The following is a 15,185-nucleotide window of genomic DNA, read 5'->3' on the forward strand; positions in this document are numbered from 1 at the left end:
ACTTTTCAAATATGTAATTGTGATGAACTTCAAGATTATTTGTTGATGATGTAACACTCGTTTTGTTGAAGTAATGCACAAACTTGATAATAATAATACTATTTTATCAATGCATTAGATTAACATTGATTTAAAACAAGGATTAATGCCTAAAAATACAGCCTTGGTTAACAGAAATTGTGTTTTGTATCATTAAATATTTGAAGTTGAGCATATCGACAGAAATAATCTGTTGACATTTATTTAACATTAGTTAGTTTGTATAAGAAGTAATTATTATTAATTAATGGAATAAAGGAGGGGTATCGAGAAAAGTATGATACTTCTATCATATTAAAATGGATACGTAGTCAGTGGTGGCTAGCGTAAGTATTAATATTTGGTAAGTGAAGATGACCATTTATCAAATATTGCATATCAATATATGAAGGAACATAAATAATGTATGAATTTGGAGCGTTAAACTGGACTATTCTTGGGGGGTATATTGCATTAACCCTAGTTTTAGGACTATTCATTGGTCGTAAAGTGACTTCAGCAAGTCAATTTGCATTGGGTGATAAAAGTATCCCTTGGTGGGCGATTGGTATATCCGTTGTTAGTACTTATGTTAGTGCGATGTCATTTTTAGGTGGTCCAGCATGGTCATATAAAGAAGGATTATCGGTTATTGCAATTCATCTTAATTATCCTTTGGTTATCTTATTTATCGTTGCTGTCTTTATGCCTTTTTTCTATAACACGGGTTTGACATCAATTTATGAATATCAAGAACGCCGCTTTGGTAAAACATCACGTCTGCTTCTTTCTCTTATCTTTTTAACAAAACAATCTATCAGTTCAGCCGCCGTTTTGTATGCAACCGCCTTAATCTTAGAGTTTATTACAGGGATAGATGTCGCTTACTGTATTGTTATTGTGACTTCGATAGCACTGGTTTATACCTTAATGGGCGGGATTGCTGCGGTAATCTGGACGGATGTGATTCAAGCTGCAATTTTGTTTATTGGTGCATTTATTATCATTGAAGCTGTTTGGAATGGTATGCCAGAGCCAATGACTCAAGTGATGGCGGATCTTAAAGCGGATGGCATGACTAATGGGTTAAAAACGACCATGAATCTGAGTGAAGTCACCACAGTATGGGCGGGTGTTATCGCGATGACCATGTTCCATAGTACAGTTTACGGCGGTAACCAGATGATGGTTCAGCGTTGTATGGCAGCAAAAAGCATGGGTGATGCAAAAAAATCGATGTTAATGATGGGTTATGTTGCATTCTTTATTTATTTTGTATTTATCCTATTAGGCATTTTGTTTAATGCTTATTACGACGGCAAACCATTCGAAAATGGCAATACAATTATTCTTCATTATGCGAGTGAGTATGGGTTACCTGGTTTAATGGGGATCATTGCAGCGGCAATTTTAGCGGCAAGTATGTCAAGTCTTGATTCTGCGTTTAACTCGATGGCAACCGTTTCTGTAGAAGATTTCTACAAACGTTTCTATAAGAAAAATGAGAGTGAAGAGCACTACCTCAAAGCCTCTCGTGTCTTTACACTTATTTGGGCTGTGTTTGTTATCGTTCCTGCATTGATGTTTGCAACAAGTACTGGTTCGATACTTGAAGTACTAAGTAAAGCCGGTTCTTACTTTGTTGGAGCTAACTTCTGTATGTTTGTCCTTGGATTCTACTCTAAGCACATAACAGAGAAAGGGTTATTAATTGGTGTTGCAGCAAGTTTCTTAGCCATTATGTATACCGCAATGCAGACAGATGTATCATGGCCTTGGTATTGTGTTATTGGTGTTGTTGTGAATGCTTCCGTTGCTTATGTTGCAAGTTTACTTATCACTGGTAAACAGACAGAAATGCATCAATATACAGTAAAAGGGCAGCAAGCTGAGTATGCTCGTCTTAAGAAGCCAACAATGGAAAATGGCTGGTACTTAATTCCGGGTAAGATTGATAAAGCAAGCTACGGACTTCTTGTGATGTTTGTATTCTCGCTAGTCTTCTTATGGGGAATTAATGAGTTTGCTGATCAACCTGATAATTTAACCCTGTTTGCTAAAGTGTCAGTATTTATCGTTGCTGCGGCTATCATTGGTTACTTTGTTCGTGTTTTCTTAAACTCTAGCCAAAAGTCTCAAGTCACGGCTGATGCTAAATAATCAATGACTATAAGAGACAATGTTCTCTTAACATTAATTAATTCTATCTAAGATAATTAAAGTTGCTAGTTGGCGGCAAGCAAGTGAGGCCCCATGAATATAGATGTATTATATGATTGGGGCGAACAAACGTAGTCAACAACCTAGCATCTTCAAGTATGAAAGATATATAACTAAATATGCCTTGTTTTTATTCCATTATCGATTATTTAGATAGTAAGAATAAGAGCAAGGTTTTTTTATGCGTGAAAATATCTTTAAACTTTTCATCTTCTAAGTTCTTGTATCTTGTTAAAATTTCCCTTTAATGATCTAAAATTAGCTCAGGAAAGTTATCAGCTTGTGGGAAATGTCCGTTGGCCAGCAACGGGTGAATTAGTGGCTGCAACGTCGATAAAAGGAAGTGAAATTCCGACGCCAAATGGCGGGTATCCAGTTAGTTTAACCAAGAAAGAACAAAAGTTAATTCTTGGTGGTGAAGCAGCAATCTGGGCTGAAAACTATGATGATTCAACCTTAGATAATCGTATTTGGCCGCGTAGTTATGTGGTTGCAGAGCGTTTATGGTCCAGTGAAGAATTAACAGATGAAGCAAGTATGTATCAGCGATTACAGACAATGGATCGTTGGTCTACCATTTCTGTTGGTTTGCAACAAAAAACCAGCATTGAAAAGCAATTGTTAAGATTGGCAAATGGTCATGATGTTGCTCCTTTGCGTCAACTTGCTAACTACGCTGAACCTGCACAATATTATGCGCGCAACTGGATTAAATTCAATCAAACGGAACCAAAAGGTGAGTTATATAGCCAAAGCGAACGTTTAAATCGTTTTGCTGATGCGCTACCCGTTGAAAGCTTTAAAGTGCTAGATATGGAGAAATTAGCAACGCAAACTACCGATCGTGCTGCAATGACAAATTTATTAGCACATTATAATCAAGTGTTAGATAGTGCAAAATTAAGTAAAATGATCTTTGCTGATAATATCGCATCTGTCGATAGCCAAGAGATAGCACAAAAGCATGTGGATGTAGCCTATGCTGCAAAACAACTTCTCGAACAATTATTAGAGACTGGCTCAGTGTCATCTACCCAAATTGATGTAACCCGTGATGTTTTAGCAAAGAGTGCGGCGGTGTACGATGAAGTGGTTGTCGCTATCGCTAGACCAACTGAGATTTTAGTTAATACATTAAGTCGTTAATAAAAAGTATTTTTTATCATTAATAGATTAAAAAATAGACGCAAAATGGAGACTTTACTGATATTGAGTAAAGTTTCTGTTCTGCGTTTTTTTGATCAAGATAACGAGTTGCTTAGCGGTTCAGTCTGATTTTATAGTGAAATTTATAAATTCATTAAACACAAGGTTATAACGCTGGTAGTATATAAGTATAAAGCTAGTTGAGGACTCATAATGAAAAAAAAATTACTTGCCGCCGCTATTCTATTAGCCTCGTCCACTTCTCCTGTCTATGCAGAATGGAAAGATCTTTCAGGTTCAATTTCAGATTTTGGTGACTCAGTCTCCGAAGGAGCAAAAGGGGCTTGGAAAAGCACGAAAGAGTTTTCAACTGAGACATGGCAAAGTTTTACGGATTGGGCTGATAGCGCGATCAATACCACTGGCGAGTGGACCGATGCCAGTGTAAAAAAAGTAAAGAGTGGATCGACAGTGCTGATAAAAAGATGGATGAGTTAATGAAAGGTGACACACCTGAAGAAGCACGAGAAGCCATCGATTTAATGGCAGATACTGCTTTAATGAAGTTATTTAATGATAAAGCAGACACTAAGCAATTATATGATAAAGCCTATGGCTATGCAGTCTTTGATTCTCGTAAATTCTCACTTCTTTTAACCACTAATTCAGGTTCTGGTGTTGCGGTGGATAAAACAACAAAGAAGAGAACCTATATGGGAATGTTTGGTGCAGGTGCTTCTCTTGGTTTAGGTGGAAAGTTCTATCAGCAAATTGTCTTTTTTGAAAATAAGAAAGATTTCGATACCTTTGTCACAGAAGGTTGGGAAGCATCAAGTGAAGCCTCTCTTGTCGCAGGGACAGAAGGGGAGGAGTTAGCGGCGGTATTTAATAATGGTATTGCAGTCTATCAGATCAACACCAAAGGACTGTTAGTTGATGCTAATATTACAGGTTCTAAATATTGGGTGAACGAAGAGTTAACCGAGGGCTAAGAATAGTTTTTTAAATTGGATTCTGTTGATATTTTGATAATAACAAAGCCTGAGTATAAATAACTATTTCTAGTTAAAAGCATACTCAGGCTTTATTTAATATTAAAGCTTATCCACTTATACCCGTCTTACTTGAAGCAGCTAGCTTCTTGGCTGTACGCGTTCGCCTATCCCCTTCATACTTGAAGTCGCTAGGTTGTTGGCTTCACTCGTTCGCTCCAATCATATAGAAACCTATACTCATGGCGCCTCTGGGTATATCTAAATGAGATAAGGGTTTTACTTCATCTCTTCAAACTCAGCATCAATCACATCTTCATCTGACTTAGCGCCATTATTTGATCCTGTACTGTCACTTTGAGTGTTTTGATTTGGTTGTGTTTGAGCTAACTTTTGAGCAGCCTTAGCCAATAATTCAACTTTTGCTTCAATATCAGCTTTGTTTTCACTGGTTTTAACCGCTTCAAGTGCTTTAATTGCATTCTCGATCTCTGCTTTATCTGTCGAAGACAATGTATCTCCAGTTTCTTCAATCTGCTTCGTCGTAGAGTGAATTAAGTGATCAGCTTGGTTTCGTATTGTCACTAACTCTTCAAATAACTTATCCGTTTCTTTGTTCGCTTCCGCTTCTTGTACCATTTGTTCAATTTCAGATTCAGTTAAGCCCCCTGAAGCTTGAATGGTAATCTTCTGCTCTTTGCCTGTGGTCTTATCTTTTGCGGTTACATTTAAGATACCATCAGCATCTAGATCAAATGAAACTTCAATTTGCGCCGTTCCACGCGGTGCTGCTTGTATACCTTCAAGGTTAAATTGCCCAAGTGACTTGTTGTAGGTCGCTTGTTTGCGTTCACCTTGTAACACATGAATAGTCACGGCACTTTGGTTATCTTCAGCCGTTGAGAAAACCTGCTCAGCCTTGGTTGGAATCGTCGTATTCTTCTCAATCAGCTTAGTCATTACTCCCCCCATGGTTTCGATACCAAAGGAGAGTGGCGTGACATCTAACAATAATACATCTTTTACATCACCAGCAAGAACAGCCCCTTGAACGGCGGCACCCATAGCAACAGCTTCATCTGGGTTAACATCTTTACGTGGCTCTTGACCAAAGAATGCAGACATTTTTTCTTGAACCATCGGCATTCGAGTCTGACCACCGACAAGAATAACATCAGTAATATCAGAGATTTGAAGATCAGCATCGGCAAGTGCAATTTTCAATGGTTCTAAAGAGCGATCAATTAAATCCTCAACTAAAGACTCTAATTTTGCCCGAGTAACTTTAATGTTCAGGTGTTTAGGTCCAGTCGCATCTGCCGTCACATAAGGTAAATTGACATCCGTTTGCATCGCAGAAGAGAGCTCAATTTTAGCTTTTTCAGCCGCTTCTTTAACGCGTTGCATCGCGAGTGGATCTTGCTTCAGATCAATGCCTTGCTCTGCTTTAAAAGTATCAATAAGGAAATTAATTAATCGATTATCGAAATCTTCACCGCCAAGGTGAGTATCACCATTTGTCGACAATACCTCGAATGTTTTATCACCTTCAACTTGATCGATCTCGATGATCGAGATATCAAATGTTCCACCACCTAAATCATAAACAGCAATGGTACGTTCGCCATCTTGTTTATCTAAACCATAGGCAAGTGCTGCTGCTGTAGGTTCATTAATAATACGTTTAACTTCTAAACCTGCAATTCGTCCTGCATCTTTGGTTGCTTGGCGTTGTGCATCATTGAAGTAAGCAGGAACAGTAATGACGGCTTCAGACACGCTTTCGCCAAGAAACTCTTCTGCTGTCTTCTTCATTTTCTTTAAGATTTCAGCTGAAACTTGAGGTGCTGCCATTTTTTGACCTTTAGCTTCAACCCAAGCATCACCGTTATCCGCTTTGATAATATTGAATGGCATAATCTCAATATCACGCTGAACTTCTTTATCTTCGAAACGACGACCAATTAAACGCTTAATTGCAAATAACGTATTTTCAGGGTTTGTGACAGCCTGACGTTTTGCTGGTTGACCGACAAGGGTTTCACCATCGGTATAAGCAATGACTGATGCAGTGGTACGTTCGCCTTCTGCATTTTCAATAACTCTAGGAGTGTCTCCATCTAATACAGAGACACATGAATTTGTTGTTCCTAAATCGATACCAATAATCTTACTCATAATATAAACCTTATTTTATTCATTATTTTTTCTAATGAACTTAATGATGTCAGAGAGTGTGAGTGATATGTTTGAGAAACACACTCTGATAATAATAAAAACGAAGTTGTATCCTTAGATAACAAGGGTAACTATTTGTTAATCGTGATCTGTCGAGGCTTCATCGCTTCTGGCACTTCACGGACTAGATCAATGTGTAATAGTCCATTTTCCATACTTGCGCTAGAGACTCTTACATAGTCAGCAAGTTGAAATTTTCGCTCAAAGTTGCGTTCAGCAATGCCTTGATAGACATAATTTCGCTTAGTTTTATCAGGGGTTAATTCACCTGATACGATCAACATATTTTCATTTTGAGTAAGGTTTAAATCACTTTTAGAGAAACCGGCTACAGCCATGGTTATTCTGTAGTTATTTTCATCTTTTTGTTCGATGTTATAGGGAGGATATCCACCTGATGTCGATTTTTTAGCATTAGTTTCTGCTAAATTAAACAGGCGATCAAAGCCAATTGCATGGCGATATAGGGGAGAAAGATCTACATTTCGCATAATACTATCCTTTTTGATAAGCAATAGTTCTTAGGTAAACTAAGAATGAAGTGATATTCCATACGGACATATCCTTCTATTTAAAAAATTGGACTGTGAATCAGTATTCATTATGTCCAGTATTTAAGATATCTACTTTTTATAAATATCTGGTTTTGATATTCCATATCTTCCCTTTAATAGGCGAAGAGGATTATCAATATGAACTCCATAAGGCAGTTCGTGTAATTAATATATGCTTCCGGAGTTAAACTGTCAATAGATTATTTAAAGTAATTTGATTTTTATGGAAATGATAAATTGTTAACATAAGTGCTATAGATAAAATAATTGGCGTTGCTAGAAGACGGCAAGTGAGTGATGCTTCATGAGTACAGATGTACTAAATGGCTGGGGCGAACGAGTATAGCCAACAACCTAGCGACTTCAAGTATAAAGGGTCTAGATAACAGTCCACTGATTCGACTTAATTCATTACAAACTTATATATAGGGATGTAGAGGTGAATTTTCAAGATGTTGGGTTTATTTTTTTGTTTAAAATGAGGCGGTGAAAGTGGTGATGCGGAGGAAGAGGAGGGGAGTTTAAGATAAAGAATAATATGGTGTTGGTTAATAGAATTCCTGATATGTGTTGAGCTCCCTTAAATATCAAAGATTTTTCATAGGTTATTGAAATATTGGATATTTAAGGAAAGATTGGATTAAATTATTACTTTATGACTTAAGTTCTAACGCTTAGATAGCCCGCTAGCGTTTCATCAATAAGCTGATCATTACAGCCTAAGTAATGGTCAGGATTACAAGCTTGAGTAATTTCATCTGGAGATAAGATCGCTAATACAGCTTCTGATGTTAATAAAATCTCTTTTAAGTTTGCTGAATGAGCAGTATTTGCCAATGCTTGTTTAATCGCGGCATACCCTTCACCACGACCGACTTTTTCTGCGGCTTTCATCATGACCGCTTCTGACATAATGAAATGTCGAGAGTGAGCGAAATTTTCACGCATTTGTTCTTTATTAACGATTAAATTAGCCATTAAACGGGTTGCGCGATCTAATGATGTTGAGATAGCAAGCGAGGCTTCAGGCACCACTGTCCAGTTCAATACTCGCATTGATGCTGAACGCACATCTTGCTGATCCATTAAATTCGGCGCACCACTGGCGTACATCCAGCCCATTCGAGATAAGGTTTGAATCATATTGGATGCACGTGGATTAGCTTTATGTGGCATGGTACTTGAACCACCACCGCCTTCACCTTCGCGAACTTCAGCTGTTGATGCACGACCCATGGTTTCAACATCATTAGCGATTCGACACATTGAACCATGAATGAGGGCAAAAAATTGAACCGTTTCTGCAATATGATCAAGACTCGCATTCCCTAATCCTTTAGGTTCAGTCAGGGCTAATTTTTTGAAAAGCGCTGAACGAACTTGCAAACCTTGCTTACCTAACGAAGAAAAATTACCCACCGCACCACCATAGAGGCCAGTTATTGCTCTTGGGTAGAGTTGATCTAAACGAACCAGATGACGGGTGACTTCTTGCAGGTAAGAGCTGACTTGTAATCCCCAAGTGGTGGGTAGCGCATCCATTGAATTGGTTCGAGCAACCATCACGGTATTTCGGTGAGTCTCGACCATCTTGACTAGCTCATCAGCTAATTCAACCAATTGTTTGCGTAACAGTTGTAAGCTACTTTTTAAACGCATCGCTAAACTGGTATCAAGCAGGTCTTGGGTGGTACAGCCCCAATGAATATATTTTTTCACCTCCGCATTGCCTTGATCGCTTAATTGATCAATCAAAGGCTTAATCGCCATCCCGACAGTTTGTGTCTCTTGCGACAAGCGAGTCCAATCAATATTTTCAGGCTGACAAACGGCATGGATCGCATCGATAGCATCTGAGGGGATTAAGCCTAGATCAGCTTGGACTTCAGCAATTGATTTCTCAAACGTTAGCCAGCAATTAATTAGGTTTTCATCAGACCAGATCTGCTTCATCTCTTTTTGAGTGAACAGCGGTGAATATAGTACGGAATCAAACACGGACACGGTTAATTTGGACATCAATCTCTCCTTACCAAAAAATAGGTGCATTTATACCCTTCTTACTTGAAGTTGCGAGGTTGTTGGCAATGCTCGTTCGCCCCAATCATATAGCGCACCTATACTCATGGGCCTCACTTGCTTGCCGCCTATTAGCAACGTCAATTACTTTGGGTATAGTAAGCACCTATTTATAACATTATTGATTAACTAAACAGTTAGGCACCGATGAAAGTAACAACTAACACGGTTAATAAACCACCTAACATTGGAATAGCAGTACGTTTTACTAATGCCATTGGTGGAATATTTGCTACACCTGCACACGCGATAACTACACCAGCAACTGGTGAGAACGAACGGAAGATACCCGCAGATAACTGCATAGGTAGTGCCAGCGCCGCGGTTGAAACGCCCACGTGAGTTGCTACATCGGGAGCAAGGTTTGAAAAGCTAAAGAATGCCGCATTACCCGAACCTGACATTAATGCTGTCGCACCGATAATTGCCACTAACATAACGACCATCAGGGTATAACCGAAGCCTAAGTGAGTCGCTAGACCCAGAAGACCAGAGATAAAACCAATCGCTTTTAAGCCAACAACAAAGGTTTGTGCAGCAATGATTAATGATACAACACCAGCGAAGACATCACCCATACCTTGAAGGTACACTTTTAATGATGCCGCTACTTTCTTGCCATCTTTAGAATAGATGTAATCACATAGCATTGCGACAGCTAAACTGATGAACATCGCAGTGACAACATCAATTTTAATTGAAGTGACAACAAACTTACTGAACGTTAAGAGTAAAAATAGCGGTAAAACAGGTAAGAATGCAAACCAAGCGGGTACTTTAGGTGCTTCAACTGTTTTGGTGTTTAATTCATAGTTAACGCCATTTTCTTCATCTCGCTTATCGAACCACTTTTGACAAACAAAGTGCAATATAGCGATGACAATTGCGGCACAAATACCCACAAATAACTGATGTTCAACAAAATAAGAGGCTGCATCAATACCAATGATTTCTGCTGCTTTATTTGATGCCCCAGATGCTGGACCTAAATCCAAACATGCAGTGGTTGCAAGTACTGCAGCGACTGCTGCTGGATTACAACCGATCCCGACAAGGATAGGGTAGAGTGCAACCAATAGTAGCATCGCTAAACCTACAGCACTTGGGATGAATATATTTAGTGTTTGTCCCAAAATATAGGTAAAGGCAAGAATGAGGTACGGGTTTTTGATCACCGATAAAGGTTTAGTGGCCACTTGCACAAGTGCATTTGCAGCACCGATGTGTCCCATATATTTAGAGAAACCACCCACAGCCATGATGATTAAACCTAGTTTTGCTAATGTTGATGAACTGATTGATTTAATCACAAGGAACAGGTCAACAGCCGTCGAGCCTGAAGAGTTTACGCCTTTTGGTAGAAATGAAGGATCACCGACAACCACACCAATAAAGATCATCAATAGTCCGGCACCAAAAAGTACCGCCTGAGTGTTATATTTTTTGATAATCAAAGCACCAGCAATGACTACAATAGGAAGTGCGAGTAAAGCGAACATTATTTTGTCCTTAAATGTTTGAATTAACGCTATTGTTCAATTGAACAAGCTCAAAGGCTATGGGAAAACCTTTTTCTCACTCAAAAGTGTGATTACCGTAAAAATTTGGTATTTAAAAAGCGAGAGAGTTGATAATTATCGATATACTCCTTTTTAGATAGGGGGAGATATCTTTCTGTATGGATTTTTCGATCAATACCTAAACAGATTTAGGCAGGAACTGACAGTCTATCTTGATTAAAAAAGCATTGTTGAGAAAAAAGAATTCCCTTGAGTTGAAATGGCTCGATGATTTCTATATTGGATACCAATGGGTAACTAATATAAAATATTTAAACTTAGGTATTGTTTCTTTTGATCTAGCGATGTTCTAAGTCTGATTAATATAAGAATTTAAACTATAAAATGAGTATTAAGATGAATAATAAGTTGGATCTCCATTACTATATGGAACTCTCAGAATTAGTAAAAAAGAAAACGGATTCCGAATTGAAGCTTCATCAATTCATTTGTGATAATTTTGAGCAACTTTCATTTTATGGCATTATCGATATTGCAGAGCGCACCAATATTAGTAAAGCAACGGTTGGTCGATATCTACAAAAGATAGGGTTTACTGGATTCTTAGCTTTTAAATCCGCGATCAAACAGAAACACAACTCTATTTCAATGCCTATTCCTGCGACTATTTCTAAAAAAAGTGTTAGCTCTAGTCAAAGAAAAACTGATTCAACAGAACAGGTGAATAGATATATTCAAAAAATCACTAAATTATTTGAACAGTTTTCGAATAGCTTAAATATTCAAGATATTGATCGATTAGTTGAACTGATCGCAGATCCTAAGAGAAAAGTGTATGTTGTTGGCCCAGCATCATCAGGTGCATTAGCGTTACACTTTACGACGTTACTTAAGTACTACAATGCCAACATCCAATTGTTACCATTAGATTATGGTGAACTGCCAAAAGCGCTACTGAATGTTTCTCATGATTCATTACTGGTTGTATTTTCTTATTATCGATTTAGTTCTACTGCATTAAAAATAACTGAATATTTTCATAGTAAAAAAGCAAATGTAGCGGTAATCACTAACACTTACTCACATCCTTATGGTAAATATTGTCAGTTGCAATATATAATGCCAAGCCATACTCAGAGTGTTTTCCATAGCCGAATGGCCGGCTTTTTATTTATAGAGTTGTTACTCGACTTAATACAAATTAAGATAGGAAAAGAGAGTAATTTTGATGAATTAGAGACACTATTCTCTTTTTTTAATTCATTTTCAACGTTGGATAAATAGTCACAGATTACTTCTTTAACATTTAGTATTGATAAATGATCTGTAGTTTATTGATTTAAAATATATAATTTTTATTGTTAATCAGTTCAAAGTAATAACTTGTGTTAATTGATATTTCCTCGTGACTTCTATATTATTCCGCTGTTAATAAATCTAGTTGATTTCAAAGGATGATATCATGATTAAACGTAAGTTATTAATATTGGCATGTCTTTTATTGCCATCATTAAGTTTTGCTAATAATTACTCAATTGGTACGGGTGGACAAAGTGGGATCTATTATCCCTTTGGTGGCGCATTAGCTAAAGTTTGGAGTGATAATATTCCTGACGTTAATGTGAAAGCTGAAGTCACTGCGGCCTCTGTCGAAAATACCATTAAAGTTGTTCGTGGGGATATGATTGCTGGAATTGCAATGGGCAATGTCGTGCTTGATGCCTATGAAGGTAAAGGTAAATTTCCAAAGCCGATGCCAGTGAACACACTTTTTGCCCTTTATCCTAACTTAGTGCATGCGCTAACCCTAAAGGATTCAGGAATTACATCGTTAAACCAGCTAAAAGGTAAGCGCATTTCTTTAGGTGCCCCAGCAAGTGGTACAGCAGTGACATCTGCTGCGCTTCTTGAATCAATGGGAATCGATGTTAAAAATGATATTGACGCTGTTTACTTAAATTATTCTGAAACAACTAATGCATTAGCCAATGGTCAAATTGATGCTGGCTTTATTGTTGGTGGTCAAGGTGTTGGCGCTGTTTCACAAGTTGCACTAACTCATGATATTCGTATTCTTCCTGTTACCGCAGAAGAGAGCGCGAAGTTCATTAAGCAGTATCCTGCGTACAGTACTTATACTATCCCTGCTGATATTTATAATGGTGTTAGCCCAGTTAATACGATTAGTATCTGGAATGTCTTGGTTGTTAATCAAAAGATGACCGAAGACATGGCGTTTAATTTAACCAAAGCTGCATTTGAAAATATCGGCAACATTCAAAAAGTGGTTAAAATGGCAAATATGACAACGCCGGAGAATGCGACAAGATTACAAGGTGTACCTTTACACCCTGGAGCAAAAAAATACTTCGATTCAATTAAATAAAATAATAATGATTATAGGTGGCTAATTTAGTCACCTTTCTTTTTAGGTGAACTCTATGCCTCAAATTTCTGATTCTAATACCTCAGTTACTAAGAATAATAATAAAAAAGTTGATAAGAACATTTCACTATTTGGTCATTTCATCGCTTTTGTTGCTATCTGTTTATCCATATTTCAAATCTGGCAGGGGTTACATTCTAGTATTTCTGCTACGTATTTTAGACCTATACATTTAAGTTGGGTACTGATCCTTATCTTCTTGCATACGCCATTAATAAAGAATTGTGAGCATAGATTATTTATTCCTGCACGACTATTCGATATATTTCTTTCATTAGTTGCACTGTTCTGTGCTTATCGGATGTATCATTTTGATTATAATGATATAGATTATCTATTTTACGGTTTAAAGCCTGAAGATCTGTATGCAGGAACAGCATTAGTTATTCTACTTATGGAAGCATGTCGTCGTACCGTTGGCTGGATCATGGTTTTTATTTCTTTGCTATTTTTAAGTTACAGCGCATTTGGTGATTTATTACCAAGTGGAATAGCGATTAAAGCTTACTCATTTGAAGAGTTAATTCAATTTCAGATATTTTCTTCCAATGGTGTTTTTGGTTCTGCGTTAGGTATTGCCGCGACAACGGTGTTTATTTTTGTTCTATTTGGTGCATTTCTAGAAGTAACTGGTGCTGGTAAGTTCTTTATTGATCTCTCTTTTGCAATCGCTGGAAAATATCGAGGAGGTCCTGCAAAAGCGGCGGTCTTAGCATCAGCGGGTTTAGGTTCGATTTCTGGATCAGCCATAGCCAATACCGTCACAACGGGGTCGATTACTATCCCAATGATGAAAAAGCTCGGATATAAACCAGAGCAAGCGGCTGGAATTGAAGCTGCTGCTTCTACAGGTGGGCAAATTATGCCACCAATAATGGGAGCCGGGGCGTTTGTGATGGCTCAATTTACAGGGTTGCCCTATAGCCAAATTATGTTGGCTTCTATTGCGCCGGCCATTTTATACTTCTTTTGTACTATTTTTTACGTCCACCTTATGGCGTGTAAGCTGAATCTTAAAACGGTCAGCCGAACACAAGCGACATGGGAAGTAATGAAAGAAGGCGCTCATCATCTTATCCCGCTGGTTATTATCACTTTACTATTAATGATCGGTTATTCGCCATTAATGGTTGGGATTATTGGTTGTGCAGCTATTATTATTACTAGCTTTTTGCGTAAAGAGAGCCGAATTAATATTCAACAGTTCTTTGAGGCATTAAAAAGTGGGGCATTAATGGCGCTTCCAATCTCTGCCGCTTGTGGGGCTGCTGGGATTATTGTTGGCGTGGTGGGACAAACTGGAATTGGTTTACAATTTACCCAGTTTGTAATGGATTTTTCTGGCGGTTCGATGTTTATCGCATTGCTATTAATCAGTTTAGTGGCATTAGTTTTAGGTATGGGTTTGCCTGTAACCGCAGCCTATATTGTTTTAGCTATCATGGTTGTTCCTATGTTGGGTGATTTTGGTTTACCGGTACTAACTGCTCACTTAATTGTATTTTGGTTATCTCAAACCTCTAATGTGACTCCACCAATAGCACTTGCGGCCTTTGCAGGTGCAGGTGTTGCCAATGCAAACCCTGTTAAATCATCCATTGAAGCGTTTAAATTAGCGGGTGGGTTGTTTATTATTCCAATTATGATGGCTTACACAGATTTGGTTGATTTTAATGCACCGTTACTTTCTTTCGTGATGGCAATTGCAGAAACCTTGGTCGTTATTATTGCGGTCGCGATTTCTGTCGAGGGCTTTTTTACTCGTAAAATTCCAATTATTACAAGGTTGGTTGTTTTTGCTGCGGTACCTTGGATATTATTGAGTCCTTTTGATTTTGGATATTTAGGACTTGTTGTTATCGTGTTATTTATTATCAAAGAATTACGCGTATCTAAATCATTGGATAAAGTAGAACATTAAATTGATTTTTAATGACTAAATTGGCTTGAAGTTGCAATTATGGTGGTTGTA

The 15,185-nt window shown here is 37.8% G+C and carries 9 protein-coding genes and 1 pseudogene; 6 read left to right on the forward strand and 4 right to left on the reverse strand.

Features of this window, described 5'->3' with window-relative positions; genetic code table 11:
* Positions 1–441: 441 nt before the first annotated feature.
* From L0B53_RS12945 to L0B53_RS12955, 3 genes and pseudogenes are all read left to right on the forward strand, one after another.
* A complete protein-coding gene (locus L0B53_RS12945) occupies positions 442–2,178 on the forward strand; it encodes a sodium:solute symporter family transporter (protein WP_235060027.1) in 1,737 nt (578 codons plus the stop codon).
* Between the two features lie 288 nt (positions 2,179–2,466).
* Positions 2,467–3,384: a family 20 glycosylhydrolase gene (locus tag L0B53_RS12950; protein ID WP_235060028.1), complete on the forward strand. Its 918-nt coding sequence runs from the start codon at positions 2,467–2,469 to the stop codon at positions 3,382–3,384.
* Between the two features lie 213 nt (positions 3,385–3,597).
* Positions 3,598–4,376, forward strand: a pseudogene (locus L0B53_RS12955) (hypothetical protein).
* Positions 4,377–4,655: 279 nt separating this feature from the next.
* Here L0B53_RS12955 and dnaK read toward each other — a convergent pair.
* The 4 genes from dnaK to dcuC form a co-directional block, all read right to left on the reverse strand.
* A complete protein-coding gene (gene dnaK / locus L0B53_RS12960) occupies positions 4,656–6,554 on the reverse strand; it encodes a molecular chaperone DnaK (RefSeq protein WP_235060029.1) in 1,899 nt (632 codons plus the stop codon).
* Positions 6,555–6,685: 131 nt separating this feature from the next.
* Positions 6,686–7,105: an Hsp20 family protein gene (locus L0B53_RS12965; RefSeq protein WP_235060030.1), complete on the reverse strand. Its 420-nt coding sequence runs from the start codon at positions 7,103–7,105 to the stop codon at positions 6,686–6,688.
* 723 nt (positions 7,106–7,828) lie between these two features.
* The gene (locus L0B53_RS12970) at positions 7,829–9,187 is read right to left on the reverse strand and encodes an adenylosuccinate lyase family protein (protein WP_235060031.1); all 1,359 of its coding nucleotides are present in this window, start codon (positions 9,185–9,187) and stop codon (positions 7,829–7,831) included.
* 197 nt (positions 9,188–9,384) lie between these two features.
* Positions 9,385–10,746, reverse strand: coding sequence for a C4-dicarboxylate transporter DcuC (gene dcuC, locus L0B53_RS12975; protein ID WP_235060032.1), 1,362 nt, complete (start codon positions 10,744–10,746; stop codon positions 9,385–9,387).
* Between the two features lie 417 nt (positions 10,747–11,163).
* Here dcuC and L0B53_RS12980 point away from each other — a divergent pair, with 417 nt between their 5' ends.
* The 3 genes from L0B53_RS12980 (at position 11,164) to L0B53_RS12990 (ending at position 15,134) form a co-directional block, all read left to right on the forward strand.
* Complete coding sequence (locus L0B53_RS12980; protein WP_235060033.1) at positions 11,164–12,051, forward strand: MurR/RpiR family transcriptional regulator; 888 nt, start codon at positions 11,164–11,166, stop codon at positions 12,049–12,051.
* Positions 12,052–12,229: 178 nt separating this feature from the next.
* Positions 12,230–13,153: a TAXI family TRAP transporter solute-binding subunit gene (locus L0B53_RS12985; protein WP_235060034.1), complete on the forward strand. Its 924-nt coding sequence runs from the start codon at positions 12,230–12,232 to the stop codon at positions 13,151–13,153.
* 55 nt (positions 13,154–13,208) lie between these two features.
* Positions 13,209–15,134, forward strand: a complete 1,926-nt coding sequence (locus L0B53_RS12990) for a TRAP transporter fused permease subunit (RefSeq protein WP_235060035.1) — start codon at positions 13,209–13,211, stop codon at positions 15,132–15,134.
* Positions 15,135–15,185 lie beyond the last annotated feature (51 nt).

It is taken from the genome of Vibrio sp. SS-MA-C1-2 (assembly GCF_021513135.1).
In the GTDB taxonomy this organism is placed as follows: Bacteria; Pseudomonadota; Gammaproteobacteria; order Enterobacterales; family Vibrionaceae.

Coding starts and splice junctions, on each gene's coding strand:
- dcuC (WP_235060032.1), bottom strand. CDS start 10,746: ATGTTCGCTTTACTCGCACTTCCTATTGTAGTCATTGCTGGTGCTTTG.
- dnaK (WP_235060029.1), bottom strand. CDS start 6,554: ATGAGTAAGATTATTGGTATCGATTTAGGAACAACAAATTCATGTGTC.
- L0B53_RS12990 (WP_235060035.1), top strand. CDS start 13,209: ATGCCTCAAATTTCTGATTCTAATACCTCAGTTACTAAGAATAATAAT.
- L0B53_RS12945 (WP_235060027.1), top strand. CDS start 442: ATGTATGAATTTGGAGCGTTAAACTGGACTATTCTTGGGGGGTATATT.
- L0B53_RS12970 (WP_235060031.1), bottom strand. CDS start 9,187: ATGTCCAAATTAACCGTGTCCGTGTTTGATTCCGTACTATATTCACCG.
- L0B53_RS12980 (WP_235060033.1), top strand. CDS start 11,164: ATGAATAATAAGTTGGATCTCCATTACTATATGGAACTCTCAGAATTA.
- L0B53_RS12985 (WP_235060034.1), top strand. CDS start 12,230: ATGATTAAACGTAAGTTATTAATATTGGCATGTCTTTTATTGCCATCA.
- L0B53_RS12965 (WP_235060030.1), bottom strand. CDS start 7,105: ATGCGAAATGTAGATCTTTCTCCCCTATATCGCCATGCAATTGGCTTT.